Source organism: Corynebacterium sp. TUM25015 (genome assembly GCF_056393505.1).
On record NZ_CM150783.1, the window covers coordinates 2,105,381 to 2,122,430 of the forward strand.

13 protein-coding genes are annotated in these 17,050 nt (G+C 62.3%); 5 read left to right on the forward strand and 8 right to left on the reverse strand.

Annotated features, from left to right (window positions below; all coding sequences use genetic code 11):
* The first annotated feature begins 1 nt into the window (after position 1).
* Positions 2-2,059, forward strand: coding sequence for an NAD-dependent DNA ligase LigA (gene ligA / locus AC06DS_RS09495; RefSeq protein WP_477100620.1), 2,058 nt, complete (start codon positions 2-4; stop codon positions 2,057-2,059).
* Positions 2,060-2,124: 65 nt separating this feature from the next.
* Entirely contained in the window at positions 2,125-2,967 is an 843-nt protein-coding gene (locus AC06DS_RS09500; protein ID WP_477100621.1) for an aldo/keto reductase, read from the forward strand.
* Positions 2,968-2,974: 7 nt separating this feature from the next.
* On the opposite strand, the gene AC06DS_RS09505 is transcribed toward AC06DS_RS09500, so the two are convergent.
* From AC06DS_RS09505 to AC06DS_RS09515, 3 genes are read right to left on the reverse strand one after another with little or no spacing between them, the layout of a single operon-like run.
* Complete coding sequence (locus tag AC06DS_RS09505; protein ID WP_477100622.1) at positions 2,975-4,003, reverse strand: uroporphyrinogen decarboxylase/cobalamine-independent methonine synthase family protein; 1,029 nt, start codon at positions 4,001-4,003, stop codon at positions 2,975-2,977.
* Positions 4,004-4,011: 8 nt separating this feature from the next.
* Positions 4,012-5,205, reverse strand: a complete 1,194-nt coding sequence (mnmA, locus tag AC06DS_RS09510) for a tRNA 2-thiouridine(34) synthase MnmA (RefSeq protein WP_408925477.1) — start codon at positions 5,203-5,205, stop codon at positions 4,012-4,014.
* A gap of 43 nt (positions 5,206-5,248) precedes the next feature.
* Positions 5,249-6,457 carry a cysteine desulfurase family protein gene (locus tag AC06DS_RS09515; RefSeq protein ID WP_477100623.1) on the reverse strand — a complete coding sequence of 403 codons (1,209 nt, stop codon included), beginning with the start codon at positions 6,455-6,457 and terminating at the stop codon, positions 5,249-5,251.
* Positions 6,458-6,633: 176 nt separating this feature from the next.
* Between AC06DS_RS09515 and AC06DS_RS09520 the strand changes: the two genes are divergently transcribed.
* Positions 6,634-7,788, forward strand: a complete 1,155-nt coding sequence (locus AC06DS_RS09520) for an ATP-binding protein (protein WP_477100624.1) — start codon at positions 6,634-6,636, stop codon at positions 7,786-7,788.
* A 108-nt stretch (positions 7,789-7,896) separates the two neighbouring features.
* Here AC06DS_RS09520 and AC06DS_RS09525 read toward each other — a convergent pair whose 3' ends face one another.
* The 5 genes from AC06DS_RS09525 to AC06DS_RS09545 form a co-directional block, all read right to left on the reverse strand.
* Entirely contained in the window at positions 7,897-8,850 is a 954-nt protein-coding gene (locus AC06DS_RS09525; RefSeq protein ID WP_448307513.1) for an electron transfer flavoprotein subunit alpha/FixB family protein, read from the reverse strand.
* 21 nt (positions 8,851-8,871) lie between these two features.
* On the reverse strand, positions 8,872-9,660 hold the full coding sequence (locus tag AC06DS_RS09530; RefSeq protein WP_293789825.1) for an electron transfer flavoprotein subunit beta/FixA family protein: 789 nt from the start codon (positions 9,658-9,660) through the stop codon (positions 8,872-8,874).
* 92 nt (positions 9,661-9,752) lie between these two features.
* Entirely contained in the window at positions 9,753-10,925 is a 1,173-nt protein-coding gene (locus AC06DS_RS09535; RefSeq protein ID WP_477100625.1) for a THUMP-like domain-containing protein, read from the reverse strand.
* A 13-nt stretch (positions 10,926-10,938) separates the two neighbouring features.
* The gene (locus AC06DS_RS09540; protein ID WP_448307511.1) at positions 10,939-11,850 is read right to left on the reverse strand and encodes an NUDIX hydrolase; all 912 of its coding nucleotides are present in this window, start codon (positions 11,848-11,850) and stop codon (positions 10,939-10,941) included.
* Between the two features lie 10 nt (positions 11,851-11,860).
* Complete coding sequence (locus tag AC06DS_RS09545; protein ID WP_477101201.1) at positions 11,861-12,784, reverse strand: ABC transporter ATP-binding protein; 924 nt, start codon at positions 12,782-12,784, stop codon at positions 11,861-11,863.
* A gap of 51 nt (positions 12,785-12,835) precedes the next feature.
* Between AC06DS_RS09545 and AC06DS_RS09550 the strand changes: the two genes are divergently transcribed.
* Complete coding sequence (locus AC06DS_RS09550) at positions 12,836-14,860, forward strand: alpha-1,4-glucan--maltose-1-phosphate maltosyltransferase (RefSeq protein WP_477100626.1); 2,025 nt, start codon at positions 12,836-12,838, stop codon at positions 14,858-14,860.
* Positions 14,861-14,871: 11 nt separating this feature from the next.
* Positions 14,872-17,007, forward strand: a complete 2,136-nt coding sequence (gene glgB / locus AC06DS_RS09555) for a 1,4-alpha-glucan branching protein GlgB (protein WP_477100627.1) — start codon at positions 14,872-14,874, stop codon at positions 17,005-17,007.
* Positions 17,008-17,050: the final 43 nt, after the last annotated feature.

The following is a 17,050-nucleotide window of genomic DNA, read 5'->3' on the forward strand; positions in this document are numbered from 1 at the left end:
GGTGAGTACTCATTCCCGCTGGCAAGAACTCGCTGACCAGGTGCGCCACCACCGGCAGCTCTACTACTACGGCGATCCGGAAATCTCGGACGCGGACTTCGACGCCCTGCTGCAGGAACTCAAAGACCTGGAGCAGGCGCATCCTGAAGTCGTCACCGGGCCGTCCCCGACCGAAGAGGTCGCTCCGGCGCCACCCACCAGCAGCCCGTTTCGAAACGTAAACCACCGCGAGCAGATGCTCAGCTTGGACAATGTTTTCGACACTGAGCAACTCGCCGGCTGGCTGGACCGCACCCCCGCGAAGACATACCTGACGGAGCTGAAGATCGACGGGGCGTCAATAAACCTCCTTTACATCGACGGCCAGCTGGAACTCGCGCTAACCCGCGGCGATGGTACGACGGGCGAGGACATCACTCACAACGCACGAACCCTCGACGATATCCCGGACACTCTCCACGGCACCGATGAATTCCCCGTCCCCGAACTGGTAGAGATTCGCGGCGAGGTGTTCATCGACGTCGAGGACTTCGCCACGATGAACGCACAGCGCCAGGCCGAGGGCCTGAAGATGTTCGCGAATCCCCGTAATGCCGCCGCCGGTGCCATGCGGCAGAAGAATTCCGCGGACACGGCCAAGCGTCCCCTGAAGTTGATCTGCCACGGGATCGGTGCACGCGAAGGCTTCTCCCCTGCTTCACAGCACGATGCATACCGCGCGATCGCTGCGTGGGGGCTGCCGGTGAGCCCTTATACCAAGCAGGTCCACTCCGCTAAGGAGGTCCAGCAGCAAGTTGAGTATTGGGGCAACCACCGGCACGATGCGGCGCACGAAATGGATGGGTTGGTCGTCAAGGTCGATTCCCTGGATGAGCAGTTGGAACTGGGCCACACCAGCCGTGCCCCGCGGTGGGCGATCGCCTACAAATACCCGCCAGAAGAGGCCATGACCACTTTGCATAACATCCGCGTTGGCATTGGCCGCACAGGGCGCGCGACGCCATATGCCGTCATGGCGCCGAAGTACGTTGCAGGCTCCACGGTCTCAATGGCTACGCTGCACAATCCGACGGAAGCGCACCGCAAGGGCGTGATGCTCGGCGATACCATCACCATCCGCAAGGCCGGCGAAGTCATCCCGGAGGTGCTGGGCCCAGTCGAGGACAAGCGCACGGGTACAGAGCGACCTTTCCTGTTCTCAACGTTCTGCCCCGAGTGCGGCACGCGGTTGGCTCCCTCGAAGGTAGGTGACGCCGACTGGCGCTGCCCTAACACTCAATACTGCCCTGGCCAGTTGCATACGCGGCTGACGTATCTGGCGTCCCGCAAGGCGTTTGATATCGACGCTTTGGGGGAAAAGGGCGCCTACGATCTGATCCACTCCGGCGTGCTGGCGGATGAGTCGGAGCTGTTCGACTTGAGCCCGGAGGATCTGGAAAAGACCAGTTCCTATGCAACGAAAGCCGGGAAGTTGAATAAGTCCGGCGAGACTTTGTTGGAGAAGCTTCAGGCCGCGAAGGAGGCAGATCTATGGCGGGTGCTGGTCGCGCTGTCGATCCGGCACGTCGGCCCCACCGCAGCCAAGGCGCTGGCTAAGCAGTTCGCTTCCGTGGAGGATATTTCCACAGCCACGGTGGAGGACATGGCCGGGATCGACGGGGTTGGTGAGACGATCGCTGAATCCATTTCCGCGTGGTTCTCCGTGGATTGGCACCAGCGCATTGTGGAGCGCTGGGCCGCCGCGGGTGTGCGGATGCACCAGGAGGCCGCGGATGCGTCCGGCGCAGCCGAAGGCGTGAATGCGGCGCTCCTGGAGGGTCTGACGATCGTGGTCACCGGATCGCTGGAGGATTTCGATCGCACGGCGGCGAAGGAGGCCATCGAGGCACGCGGCGGCAAGGCGGCGGGCAGCGTGTCAAAGAAGACTGACTTCCTGGTTGCGGGCGAAAAGGCCGGCTCGAAGCTGACGAAGGCGCAGGATCTGGGGGTACCAGTGCTGGACGAGGATGGTTTCAAGAAGCTTCTGGACAGCGGCGCTCCGGGTAACGCGGACAGCTAACAGGCCATCAGCTATCAGCGGGGCATCAAAAGAGTTGAGTGTACAGAGTTGAAAGTGAGGAAACGATGACTAAGAAGTCAGCACTATCCCTTCCAGAAATCGGGCTGGGTACGTACAAGATGCAGGGCCAGGCCGGCGCGGACTCCGTGGCAGCGGGCATCCGCACAGGCTATCGATTGATCGACACGGCCTACAATTATGAGAACGAAGGCGCAGTTGGCGCGGGCATCCGCGCAGCGACCGGCGCCGATGCCTCCGCGCCCGCTATCTCCCGCGACGATGTGATCGTCACCTCCAAGCTGCCTGGACGTTACCAGCGGCATGACGACGCTGTCGCCGCTGTCGAGGAATCCCTGTTTCGCTTGGGGCTAGACCGCATCGACCTGCACCTGATCCACTGGCCGAACCCGCGCCAGGGGCACTACGTCGAGGCCTTTGAAACGCTGCTGGAGCTGCGCGAACGCGGGCTTATCCGGCACGTCGGCGTGTGCAATTTCCTGCCCGAACACTTGGAGGCCGTGCACGCGGCCACGGGTGAATACCCGGTGGTCAACCAGATCGAACTACACCCGCATTTCCCACAAGCCGAGGCCGTTGCGGTACACCGCGAGCTGGGTATAGTCACGCAGGCCTGGTCGCCACTGCTGCGCGGCGCGGTCTTGGAGGAGCCAGTCATTGCCGATATTGCGGACGCCCACTCCGCAACTCCCGGACAGGTCGTTTTGGCCTGGCACCGTGGCCGCGGGGTGTTGGCAATCCCGAAGGCCTCCTCGGCGGATCTGCAACGCGAGAACCTCGACTCGTTGGACATCTCCCTTAGTGATGAGGAGATCGAGGCCATTACCGCGCTGGGACGTCCTGATGGGCGCCGGAAGAACCAGGATCCGGCAGTCTACGAAGAGTTCTAGCGCGGCATCAGTTACGCCAGAGCAATGCCGCTGCGTGGCGGGCGCGGGCGGCGGCCACGGAGGCCTGCGCCGCTGTACGCTTCCCCTCGGGCACCACAATGTCCACCAAATTCGGCAGTTGATCGGCGGGAAGTGTCCATTGCTCCCACTGACGCAACACGGCACGGGCGATCGCCCCGGCGGCTTCCTCTGCCGCATCCGAGCCAGTCCCCGGCGTGCCCGTCGGCGACACTGCCCAACCGATCCCCTGACCACGCCCGAGCATCCCGCCGACCAGATCCTTTCCCCCAGTCGTAAGCAACTGATCCACCGGTACCACGATGCGGTGGAAGCCGGGCGCGTGCGAGAGGGCGTCGTCGATAAAAGAGTCCGTGTCCAACACCACGGGGCACCCAACCTGCTGTTGGAAGCGCTGCCACACTCCATAGATGAACTCGCGGTCGACGGCGGGAATGGTCTCGAAACGCGTGGCTCCGGGCAAGCCACCCATGACTTCGCAGACGCGTGGCTCGTGCAGGGCTACAATCACCTCGCAGCCAAGCGTGGCCGACAGTGTGCGGGTGATCTGTTCCGCACCAAAGCCCAGGTGCAACGCGCAGTCTTTAAACGCCGGACGGTCGCGCAGCACTGGATGGCCGCGGAACTCCACGTCCGCGCCAAACGTCCACGGACCAGTGACGTGCAGTATCAGCCGCTCGGTCTTCCCCGCAAGCAACTCCTCGGCAATGTCCGAGGCCTCCCGCACCCAGCCGTCCATGCGGCGAGACTCGAGGCTAGGGTGGGCAGTCAGCTCCCAGCCGCGCGGGTTCGCGCGAATCGGCAGCTGAGCAAAGCTGGCAGACAGCGCCGTAAGATCCCCTGCCCGTCCGCACCGCGGAAGCGACAGGGTGGGCGGCACGCCCGTATCCTCATCCACGTCGCACGTGCGGGTGAGTGCGGATTGGGCGGCGGCGCGCAGATCCGCGTGGTCCGTGACGGTGTTTTCCCACCAACCCAGGCGCCCCATGGGCTCGGGTTGCGTTGCGTCATCTGCCATAGTTCGCGCTACGCCTCTGCTGCAGGCGCTGCAGACTCAACAGGAGCTGTATCCGCCGCACCTGCGCTGCTCCACGGCGTGGTGGCACGAATGGTGCCGCTGCCCAATAGGATGTCACCATCTGCATCCGGCTGGTAGACCACTGCCGCCTGCCCGCGCGCCACGCCCTGCAGTGGCTCATGCAGTTCTAGCTCCAGGCGCCATGGGCTCTCGCCGTCCTTCTTGACGCGCCCTGCCGGCGTGATCCCCTCCGGGTCGTCGACCAGTCGTGCGGTGGCGGGCACTACCCCTCCATGCGCACGAACCTGCACCTCGCACTCAAACTCGCGACCGTGTACGGAAGGGTCCAGGCGCTTCAGACGATCTGCCGTGATCCCGCCGATGCGTAGGTCGTCACGCTGACCGACGGTTACGGTGCCCGTGGCGGCGTCAATATCCGTTACATAGCGCGGCTTTCCATCCAGACCTTCGCGTGGCAGCCCCAGCCCCTTGCGCTGGCCGATGGTGAATCCGTATACGCCCTCGTGTTCGGCGACGGTGGAACCGTCCTGATCCTTCATTAGCCCCGGCCGCAGGCCGATCTTTTTGCCCAAGAAGGCCTGCGTTTGCCCGTCGGGGATGAAGCAGATGTCGTGGGAATCTGGCTTGGAGGCCACGCCGAAGCCATGGCTTTTCGCCTCCTCGCGGATCTCCGGCTTAATTGTGTCTCCAACCGGGAACATGCAATGCGCTAATTGCTCGTCGGTCAGCACGCCTAGGACGTAGGACTGGTCTTTGTTGGGATCCACTCCGCGGCGCATCACGCCATCGTGCAAGCGGGCATAGTGGCCGGTTACCACGGCATCGAAGCCCAGTGCGATGGAGCGATCCAGCAGTGCCTCAAACTTGATCTTCTCGTTACAGCGCAGGCACGGGTTCGGGGTTTCGCCAATAGCGTAGGAATCCACGAAGTCGTCGATTACGTCTGCCTTGAAGCGGTCGGAGAAGTCCCACACGTAGAACGGAATCCCCAGCTTGTCTGCTACGCGACGCGCATCCGCGGAATCTTCCAGGGAGCAGCATCCGCGCGAACCTGCCCGCACGGCCTCCGGAGATTGGGAAAGCGCCAGGTGCACACCGATCACTTCGTGCCCGGCTTCGAGCGCTCGGGACGCTGCCACGGCGGAATCTACACCGCCACTCATTGCTGCTACTACTCGCATGAGTGGCACCCTACTCGCGTTCCGGTGGATTAGGCCATTCCGGTTAGGCCATTCCGGCGGCACGCGCCTGTTCGACCACGCGCGGCAAGATTCCTGCCAGGTATTCGACTTGCTCATCGGCGATGTCCGCACCGATGGTGAGTCGCAGCGCGCCTCGGGCCACATCTACGGGAACTCCCATGGCAGTGAGCACGCGGCTGGCGCGGTTCACCCCGGCGCTGCATGCCGAGCCCGTCGAGGCGTCCACCCCGGCGGCGTCCAAAAGCATGATCAGCGAGTCGCCCTCGGCGCCAGGGAAGCTCATGTGCAGGTGCCCGGGCAGCGCGCCGTCCTCAGGCGTCCAGATCCGTACTCCGTCGATCTCCTGCGCCGCCGCCCGGAGCGTCTCGCGCGCGATGCGCATTCTGGCGGTTGCTTGGTCTAGTTCCTTTATTGATGACGCCAGCGCGGCCGCACATCCCACCGCACCCTGGACGTTCACAGTGCCGGAACGGAGCTTTCGCTCCTGTCCGCCTCCACGCACGGGGCTCAGGATGTCCGCATCTCGGCGGGCAAGCAGCAAACCGGTGTTCTTTGGGCCGCCGAACTTGTGGGCGCTTGCGGCCAGTGTGGTGGCACCGAGGGCATGAAAGTCGACTGGCAGGTGGCCGATTGCCTGCACTGCGTCGGTGTGGAAGGGAACGTTGTGCTCCCGGGCGAACTCCGCCAGTTGTTGCACCGGCTGGATCGCGCCGGTTTCATTGTTGGCCCACATGCAAGTCAACAGCGCCAGGTCGCTAGGTGTGTCCGCGCCGCCTTCTAGACCGGCTATCCACTCTTCGGCGCGGACGCGACCGGTGGCGTCCACAGGAAGAACGGCACGGTCAAAGCTCAGATCGAGCGGCCCCATGGTAAGCCAGTCGACGGACTCGACTACGGCGGGGTGCTCGATGTCGGAGCTGGCGATAACGTGCGCACCCCGATGAGCCTTCGAGCCAAATGCGAGCCCTTGAATGGCGATATTATCCGCCTCCGTGCCGGAGCCGGTGAAGATTACCTCTGCTGCATCCGCGCCGAGGAGTTCTGCGATCTGTTCGCGGGCTTCCTCAAGGCTGCGGCGGGCTTCGCGGCCGGTCTTGTACTGGCCTGCAGGGTTCAGCAGACTTGCGGCTCGCTCCATCGCCTCCTGCGCTTCGGGGCGCAAGGCCTGGGATGCTGCGTTGTCCACATACAGGCGCCCTTGCGCGCTCGCTGCGTGGTTTGTCTCGTTCACGCCCCTACCCTACTTGTTTCTCGAATTCGGATGCTTCAGGGTCATGGGAGCTAGATCCTGGTTTTTCTTTCACTTCAAAGATCTAACAATTAAACCGGGATCTAACACTTCTAACAAGACCGCCAAGATCTAACGGATCTAACATAATCCACCAGGGTGGCGCTATGCTATGAGGCATGTCCGAGCACCCACATCAGACGCCCACACCCAGCCAGCGCAACCCCTTCCGCCCCAGTTTCGGCACATCGCCATATTACTTGGCAGGCAGGGCGGAGCTGCTACAGGATTTCGAACTCAGCCTAGCCGAAGGACCCGGCTCCCCGCATCGCACAATCCTGGCCAGCGGTCTGCGTGGCGTGGGCAAGACAGTGCTACTCAACGAGATCGAGGACAAAGCCCGCACACAAGGCTGGATCATCTTGCGCGCCTACCCCAACAGCGACATGATCTCCGAGTTGGTCGAGACAACCATCCCCACCGCTATCGCCAACATCGAGCAACCCCCACAGCGCAAACTCTCCGGCGCCTCCCTCACCGGCGTAGGCAGCTTTCGCACGGAGGTTCACTCGCGAGCCGAGGAGCTCCGCAGTGTGCCCACACTCATCACCCGTCTACGCGAGCTCTCCGGCGCCATCACGGGCGCTGGCATCCTCATCACCCTCGACGAGTTGCAGTCCGCCGACCTCGACCAGCTCCACCGCCTAGCCACGGCAGTCCAGGACCTCATGCGCGATGAGCGCGACATCGCCTTCGTCTGCGCGGGACTCCCCCACGGCGTGGACACCCTGCTGCAGCACGAGGGCACCACGTTCTTGCGCCGCGCTTTCCGCGTGGATCTCCACGCTGTGCCGACCGAGGAGGTTTCCAAGACTCTCGCCATCACCGCTGCGGACTCTGGTCGCCCTTTTAGTGATGACGCCCTAGGCCGCGCCACTGACATTTGCCGCGGATACCCCTACCTCATTCAGGTGGTGGGCGCACTGTCGTGGGCTGCCGCGGGAATCGACGGGTCAAACACCATCGAGGCCGCACACGTGGAAACTGCCTCCCAGCGGGCGATCGACCGCATGACCAGCCACGTGCACCGACCCGCGCTGAGCCGCCTGCCGGAGGGCGAAATGAACTTCCTCCGCGCGATGGCTACGATTTGTGCCGACGAAAGGGGCGTCAAGACCGGCGACATCGCCTCCCGCCTCGGCGTGGAACCGCGGGGACTTTCCACTTGGCGCAGCCGGCTCATTACCCGCGATCTCATTGAACCGGCCGGCTTTGGGGTCGTACGCTTCACGCTGCCGTATATGGAGGACTATATCCGGCAGCAGGACATTTAGCCTGCACGACAAAAACCGGCGCCCTCCCCGCCAGCGTGAAAGCTTGGCGGAAGGGCGCCGGTTTGAGGCAGCCGCCGGGTGGCGGCTTTCAACACCTAGGGCGAAGAACTACTTGCGGTTCTTCAGCTCCTCGGTAGCCTGCGGGGCAACATTGAACAGATCGCCCACAACACCGAAGTCTGCGATTTCGAAGATGGAAGCCTCTTCGTCCTTGTTCACAGCAACGATGGTCTTGGAGGTCTGCATACCAGCCTTGTGCTGGATAGCGCCGGAGATACCCAGTGCGATGTACAGGTTCGGGGAGACGGTAACACCGGTCTGGCCGACCTGGAACTTGCCCGGGTAGTAGTCGGCGTCCACAGCTGCACGGGAAGCACCAACAGCAGCGCCCATGACGTCGGCCAGTGGCTCGACAACGTCGGCGAAGCCCTCCGGGCCACCCACGCCACGACCACCAGAGACCACGATGTTGGCCTCGGTCAGGTCCGGGCGGTCACCCTGCTCTGCCGGAGCGAAGGAGGTGATGGTGACAGCGGTCGGGCCAGCGCCCGGCAGCTCTACCTGCTGGACGTTGCCAGCGGCAGCCTGCGGCTCCGGATCCAGGGAGCCCGGAGCCAGGGTGAAGACCGGGGATGCGCCAGCGGCGGAAGCGGTAACGGTGTAAGCGCCACCGAAGATGCTGATTTCAGCGGTCTTCTCCGCGGTGATGTTGTTGGTGTTGTACAGAACACCGGAAGCGACGCGAGCGCCGACGCGGCCAGCAACCTCGTTGCCGGTAGCGGTAGCGGAAACAAGAACCGGAACCTGCAGCTGGGCTGCCAGGCCGGACAGTGCGTCAACCTCAGGGGTGATCAGCAGGGACTCTGCCTGATCGGACTCAGCGGCGTAGATGTTCTCTGCGCCAGCCTCAGCCAGTGCGCCCTGCAGCTTCTCGGTGGTTCCGGGAGCGCCCACGACGACGGCGCCGACGGTGCCGAACACGCGTGCAGCGGTGATCAGCTCGACGGTGGAGTTCTTCAGCTGACCCTCACCGTGCTCAACCAGTACTAGTACGTTGGTCATGTCCTTAAATCCCTACTTCCCTTAAACCAGCTTTTCCTTGACCAGGAACTCGACCAGCTTCTTGCCGCCGTCGCCCTCGTCGTTGATGATCTCACCAGCCGACTTCGGCGGCTTCGGGGTGGAAGCAGAAACGGAGGTGGTGGCGTTTGCCAGACCAACGTTTGCAGCGTCCACGCCGATCTCTTCCAAAGACAGCTCTTCGATGGTCTTCTTCTTAGCAGCCATGATGCCCTTGAAGGCAGCGAAGCGCGGGGTGTTGGACTTCTCAGTCACAGAGACGATGGCCGGGGTCGGAGCCTCCAGACCGAAAACGCCCTCTTCGGTAACGCGCTTACCGGTGACCTTGCCACCCTCTACGTTTAGCTCCTCCATGTGAGTCAGAGCCGGGATCTGGCGGTACTCAGCCAGCAGACCCGGAACGGAGCCAGCGCCGCCATCAGTGGAGGCGTTACCGGTGATGATCAGCTCGATGTCCTCGATCTGGTTCAGAGCGTTGGACAGGGTCCATGCCGTGCCCAGTGCATCGGAGCCGGCCAGGTTGTCGTCGACAACCAGCTTGGCCTCGTCGCAGCCCAGGGACAGAGCCTTACGCAGCGCCTCGGTTGCGCGCTCCGGGCCGACAGACAGGACGATGACGTTGCGGGAGCTGTCAGCTTCCTTCAGCTGCAGCGCAGCCTCAACAGCGTTTTCGTTGATTTCGTCCAGGACAGCGTCTGCGCTGTCGCGGTCGAGGGTGAAGTCATCGTCGGTGAGCTTGCGCTCGGAGTAGGTGTCCGGCACCTGCTTAACCAGAACAACGATGTTCGACATTCGTTGACCTTCCTGCTTGGGTATTGTGATTTGGCACCATAGTACCTACCACTAGGTGATCACCGCCACAACTTTCCTATATTGTTTTAGAACTACCCCCGCGCCCCCTGACACGGGCGACACACATAGGCCATAGCCTTCGCGGCGGCACCCTCCCCCAGTCGCGTCACGATGACGGAATACATTTCATTACTCCCCTTTTTCAGCTTCCATTTCTTGCGCAGCTCATCCGGATCCACGTCCACACCCCGCACAAGAATCTCCACATTCTTTGCCCCCAGCCCCACCAATGCAGTGCGGGCCTTCTTCAGCGGAACTTCCTCTAGAACCTCAAAACCGCGCTCCCCGGCAGGCACATGATCCCCGCTGAGATAAGCGATATGTGGGTCAAGCTGCCATAGACCGTGCCGCGCAGCATAATGCCGCACCAACCCGGCGCGCACTATGGCTCCATCGGGATCCACAATGTAGCGCCCCACCCCACTCACACAATCCGTTTCAGGCTCGTCACAGCTAATTGTCTCTTTAACTGTTGACGCCCGCATCACCACCGCGCGGCGTCCCCGCCCGACTATGCCGGGAGTATAAAGGCACGTTTCCTTTACTCCTCCATCGACTGACACGACCTCCACATGGCCGTCGAACTCAGAGTAGTCAATTCCGGGCGCGCATTTGACCACTAAATTTTCGTACCGCTCCGTGAGCTCCGGCAGCGGTGGCTGTAGGTCTTCCAACTTCGTCACCCGTCCCGAAGAATTGCGTCGGGCCGGGTCGGCTACGACTACACCGGAGGTCACGGCTCTCGTACAAGCTGGGCGTAGTGCATCCATTCGCACCACGGGAACCTCTGGCACATTGAAGCGAGCCATGCGGAGGCGTTGGTGGTCCAGATCTCCACCCAGTACCTGCAACCCGGCTTGGGCAAGCGCTTGCAACTCGGTGCCGATACTGCAAGTGACATCCACGGCATTGCCCACCCCGGCGTTCTTCAAGACCTCTGCGCGCCACGCGGCCACTACGGGCGGGGTGGCCTGCTGAGTGGATTCACTATCCATCAACCAGCTTTGCGGCAGCTTGTCGGCACGGCGAGCCTGCACGAGTTCGACGAGGGCGCGGGCGTGCTCACCATATGTCTTGCGCAGGTGGGAAAGGTCCTGCACGAGGGATTTCTTGGTCAGCTGATACGTGGTGGCGTCATTAATAAAGAGCGAGCCAGCGGCAGAGTCGGCAAGTAAAAAGTCCAGTTCAGATGCAGTAAAGGCCATAGTTGTGCGGGGCCTACTGCTCGTAGGAGTCCGGGCGGCTAGCGAAGGGGTTAGCGGGAAGCTCGGCAGGATCCACGGCGAACTTCATACCCGGCGCGAATTGGCGGGCGGGCGCGCCGTACATCTGCTGCTCCATCAGGTAGTACTCGGCCATGTAGGGCTCATCGACAGGCTCAGCCAGTACGGGGTCGACAGAAAGATTCGAGGAGAAGTCCAATACTTCCTCGACAGTCCGGAAGGTATCCAGCAACTTTAGCTGCGCCCATGTCGGAGGCATCAGGGAAATCTTGCGGGAGCGCCAGCCGTCCAACAGCGTGGAGGGGCGGAACCATCCCGTAGAAGTGGCCTCAGGAGTGTCATCGCGAGTCTGCTGTCCCTCCGGCATGGCAGCGACAAAGAAGGCCGTGTCATAGCGAATGGGCTGTTCAACCGGGGTAACCCAGTTCGCCCAGGGGCGTAAAAGGTCGGAGCGGAGAACGAGGTTATTGTTGCTCATAAAGTCCGAAAAGCTCAGCTGGTGGTTCTCCAGCAGCTTGCGCTCCGCCTGAAATGGGGTGGTGTCAACCACAGGGGAACCATCGCGGTGCGTCGCCAGCAGAGTGCCGGACTCTTCGAAGGTTTCGCGCACCGCGGCACAGACGAGGGCGCGTGCCATGGATTCCGGCTTCTGCAGGCGCTTAGCCCACCACTTGACCTCCGCACCTTGCCAGTTAATCGCTGGCGATTCGTGACCATCGCCGTCTACGTCACCTGGCATGTCACGGGAATCCACGCCCCCGCCTGGGAAAACCGTCATCTCGGCGCAGAATTTCATGGTCGAGGCACGTTCCTGGACGTACACCTCGATCCCTGACAACGTATCGCGCAACAGAATCACCGTTGACGCGTGGCGTGGCTGCACTGGGCCCAAACGGTTTTCCAACATGAATCAGAGTCTACCGATCTTCCCGGGAGCGGTGGCTGCCGCGGCGTTGGCGGCTGCGGCGGGCAAACCAGCGACCTTGTTCGTACTTGACCTCAATTGGTTGATGGAAGGTGCGGGTCAGGTTCTCGCTGGTCATCACGTCCTCCAGGATGCCCTGGGCGACGACTTCCCCCTCGTCCAACAGCAGCGCGTGGGTGAATCCCGGCGGGATTTCCTCCACATGGTGAGTGATCATCACGATTGCCGGGGAATCCGCGTCCGCCGCTAGTTCGGATAAAAGCGCCACCAGATCCTCCCGACCGCCCAGATCCAGGCCGGCACCCGGTTCGTCCAGCAGCAGCAGTTCCGGATCGTTCATCAATGCCCGGGCAATGAGCACGCGCTTGCGCTCACCTTCACTCAGCGTGGACCAGGTTTGCTCGGCGAGGTGATAGGCGCCGATGCTTTCCAAAATCTCGATAGCGCGGTCATAGTCCAACTCGTCATAAGCCTCGCGCCAGCGGCCGAGTACGTCGTAGCCGGCGGAGATGACGATATCCGCGACCTTCTCCTCACCCGGCACGCGTTGTGCCAACGCCGAGGAGCTCATACCGATGGCAGTGCGCAGCTCGCGCAGGTCGACTTTACCCACCTGCTCACCCACCAGCTTTACGGTGCCGGTGGTCGGAAACATCTGTGCCGAAGCCAGACGCATCAAAGTGGTCTTGCCTGCCCCGTTAGGGCCGACGATAATCCAGCGTTCGTCCAGCTCCACCTGCCAATCCATGGGCGCCAGAATGGCTCGGCCATCGCGCACAACGGATACGCCGCGCATGTTAACAATCAGGTCGTCCTCGTCGACCTGGGCGGTAGCTGGGGCAGAAATCAGGTTCGTCACGTTGTCGCTCACTCCCCCATGGTGCCTCAAGATCCGCGCGAAGTGTGCCAACAACATAGGCTTACGGTGTAACGCCACAACAAACGCCATGTGTAAGGAGTTTCCACCATGACCGGCCGCCTCGGCATCGACTGCATCTCCCCCGTCATTTCCCACGGAGCCACCCCCGCCAAGGCCATTGTCGGCCAGGTGTTCCCGGTCAGCGCCAGCGTCTGGCGTGAGGGACATGACGCCATCTCCGCCACGCTCGTCGTTCGCCGCCCTGCCGGCGCCGAGGGCGGGCGTGCGAAGATCACAATGACTCCCGACCCCGAGGACGTCGACCGTCGCCACGCTGTGTTCGTTCCGGATGTGCCGGGTATGTGGACCTTTCGTGTTGACGCCTGGTCGGATCCAGCCGCGACCTGGTTCAACGCGATCACCAAGAAGGTAGCTGCAGGCCAGGATGCCCATGCCTTGGCCAACGATTTCGAGATCGGCGCGCGGCTGTTCGAGCGGGCGTCGGAAAAGGCGTCCCGCAAGCACCGCGAGCTGGTTTCCTCCGTACCTGGCCAGCTGCGCGATGAATCACTGAGCATTGACGAGCGCTTGGCCACTGCGCTCTCTCCGGAGATCAAAGAGGCACTGGACAAGCGCCCGCTGCGCGACCTGCTGACGCGCGGTCCGGAGTTCCACGTACTGGTGGAGGAAAAGACCGCTGGTGTGGGTTCCTGGTATGAGATGTTCCCGCGTTCCACCGGCGGCTGGGATGCCGAGGGCAACCCGGTACACGGGACCTTCGCCACCGCCGCAGCGGATCTTCCTCGCATCGCGGACATGGGATTCGACGTGGTCTATCTGCCACCGATCCACCCGATCGGGGAAATCAACCGGAAGGGCAAAAACAACACGCTGACCCCTACCCCGGAGGACGTTGGCTCTCCGTGGGCGATCGGTTCTAAGGACGGCGGCCACGAGGCTGTTCACCCACGCCTGGGCACTGTCGAGGACTTTGAGGCTTTCGTCGCCGCGGCCAGCGACCTTGGCCTGAAGGTCGCGCTGGATCTGGCTTTGCAATGTGCCCCCGACCATCCATGGGCGCAGCAGCATCCTGAGTGGTTCACCGTATTGCCAGATGGCACCATCGCCTATGCCGAGAACCCGCCGAAGAAGTACCAGGACATCTACCCGCTGAACTTCGACAACGATCCGGAGGGCCTGTACCACGAGGTGCTGCGGGTCGTACGCCTGTGGATTGGCCGCGGCGTGCGGATCTTCCGCGTGGATAACCCCCACACCAAACCCGCGAACTTCTGGGAGTGGCTGATCGCGGAGATCCACGCCACCGACCCGGATGTAGTCTTCCTCTCCGAGGCATTCACCCGCCCGCCGCGCCTCTATGGCCTGGCGAAGGCTGGATTTACTCAGTCCTACAGCTACTTCACGTGGAAAACCACAAAGGCAGAACTGGAGGAGTTCGCGGGAGATATCGCGAACTACGCCGATGTTTTCCGCCCGAATCTCTTCGTCAATACCCCGGACATTCTGCACGAGTCCCTGCAGACCGGTGGCAAAGCCATGTTCGCTATCCGCGCTGCGCTGGCTGCCACGATGTCTCCGCTGTGGGGTGTGTACTCCGGCTTCGAGATCTACGAATCCACCCCGGTGCACGCCGGTTCGGAGGAATACCTAGATTCCGAGAAGTACGAGCTACGCCCGCGCGACTACACGGCGGACAATTGCTCTGAATGGATCAGGGATCTGAACAAGTGGCGTCGCGAAAACCCGGCGCTACAGCAGCAACGCACCCTGCGCCTCCACGAGACAACCAGCGACGACCTTCTGGCTTATTCGAAGGTCGACGGGGTAACCGGCAATACGGTGCTGGTCGTGGTGAACCTGAACCCGAATCAGATCGTCGAGGGTTCGGTGAACCTCGATACCGAGGCGCTCGGCCTGGGCACCCCGCACGATGCACACTTCGAGGTGACTGACCTGCCGACGAACCAGACCTACACATGGGGCGCCAGCAACTATGTGCGCTTGGATCCAGATTTCCAGGTTGCGCACATCTTCACACTGCCCACCCTTGGTGAGGGTGAGCGCGAGCGGGTCTGCATGCGAGGTCAGGAAGAATACGATCCCCGCAGGTAGAATTGGCGGGTATGAACCACGATTACCACCGGCTCGCAGAACGCAGGCACCACGCCCCTCACGACGTCCTAGGGGCGCACGATAACGGCGACGGCACCACCACAATCCGCACGGTTCAGTGCGGGGCGGAGTCCGTCGCCGTCCGTATCAACGGTGGTGATCTCCTTCCGATGACGCCAGCCGACGAATACCCGGCGCTATTTACCGCAACCGTGGACTATTTCGTTGACACTTACGTCTTCGAGGTCACGTGGATGGGCGGGGGTACCACCACCCTGGAAGATCCCTACAGCCATCTGCCAACCGTTGGCGACTTGGATCGCTACCTCATCGGCGAAGGCCGCCATGAGGAACTGTGGAAGGTTCTCGGCGCGCACATAGTCGACGGTGGTGTGGCCTTCTCCGTATGGGCTCCGCATGCGGCAGGCGTGTCCGTGATCGGCGATTTCAACGGTTGGAATGCTAACCAGCACCCCTTGCGTGCACTGGGCAGCAGTGGCATCTGGGAGCTGTGGATCCCCGGTATCGGGGCCGGCACCCGCTACAAGTTCTCCATCACCACCGGCGACGGCGTGCGTTTGGATAAGGCCGATCCCATGGCACGCCTAGCCGAACCTGCCCCTGCGACCGCCTCGATTGTTGTCGCGGATAGCGAGTTCCAGTGGAGCGACGACGAATGGTTGGCTCACCGCGCCGCCGTAGGCGTTGACGAGACGATGAGTATCTACGAGATGCACCTCGGTAGCTGGCGCAAGGGGTTGAGCTACCAGCAGCTGGCCGTGGAGCTCGTGGAGTATGTCAAGAAGATGGGCTACACCCACGTGGAGCTAATGGGAGTCTCCGAGCACCCGTTCGAGCCCTCGTGGGGTTACCAGGTCACCGGCTACTACGCGCCGAATAACCGCTATGGAACTCCGGACGATCTGCGCCTGCTGATCGATTCCCTTCACCGCGCGGGCATCGGCGTCATCATGGACTGGGTTCCCGGGCACTTCCCCAAGGACGGTTGGGCTCTGGGGCGCTTCGACGGTGAGGCCTGCTACGAGCACCCGGATCCCCGCCGTGGAGAGCAGCCGGACTGGGGAACGTACGTCTTCGACTTTGGACGCAACGAAGTCCGCAACTTCCTCGTAGCCAATGCACTGTATTGGTGCAAGGAATTCCACATCGACGGTCTTCGCGTGGATGCTGTGGCTTCCATGCTCTACCTGGACTACTCCCGCGATGACTGGCTACCCAACGAGCACGGAGGGCGGGAGAACCTGGATGCCGTCCGGTTCCTGCAGGAAATGAATGCCACGGTGCACCGCGAATGCCCGGGCTCGCTGACCATTGCAGAAGAGTCGACCTCCTGGCCGGGCGTGACCGCCCCCACCAGCGAGGGCGGGCTGGGCTTTAGCCTGAAATGGAACATGGGTTGGATGCACGACAGCCTCGAATACATCCAGCGCGATCCGGCCTACCGCAGCTACCACCACAACGAGATCACGTTCTCTATGGTCTATGCGTACTCCGAGAAGTACGTGTTACCGATCAGCCACGATGAGGTTGTGCACGGCAAGGGCACGCTGTGGTCGCGAATGCCTGCAGGTTCTGCGTGGGATAGAGCCGCAATGGTGCGGAGTTACCTGGCCTTTATGTGGGCTCACCCCGGCAAGAAGCTATTGTTCCAGGGGCAGGAATGGGGCCAGACCGAGGAGTGGAACGAATCCCGCGGTCTCGATTGGCAGAACCTCGAGGGATGGGAGGGCGAGTTCCACCGTGGCATTAGCGCTCTGACCAGCCAACTCAACGAGCTCTATCATTCCGAGCCTGCACTCGGCCAGGATCACTCCCCCGAGGGCTTCCAATGGATCGCCAACGATGACTCGTCGAACAATGTTCTCTCTTTTATTCGACGCCACCACGGGCGAGAGCTGGCGTGTGTGATTAACTTCTCGGGCACCACGCAGGAGAACTACCGCATCGGCCTGCCGCAGGCCGGAACATGGCGCGAGGTGCTAAATACCGACGACGTGCAGTACGAGGGTGCTGGGCGTGTCAGTGGTGATCTACACACCGAGCCAACCGGTTCGCACGGCATGGATGCCTCTGCCGTACTGCAGATCCCGGCGCACAGTGCGCGCTGGTTCGTCCTGGAGGGATAGATCCCGACGGGAGCCGTGTGGCTCCAGCGGGGTCAAAGAAGCG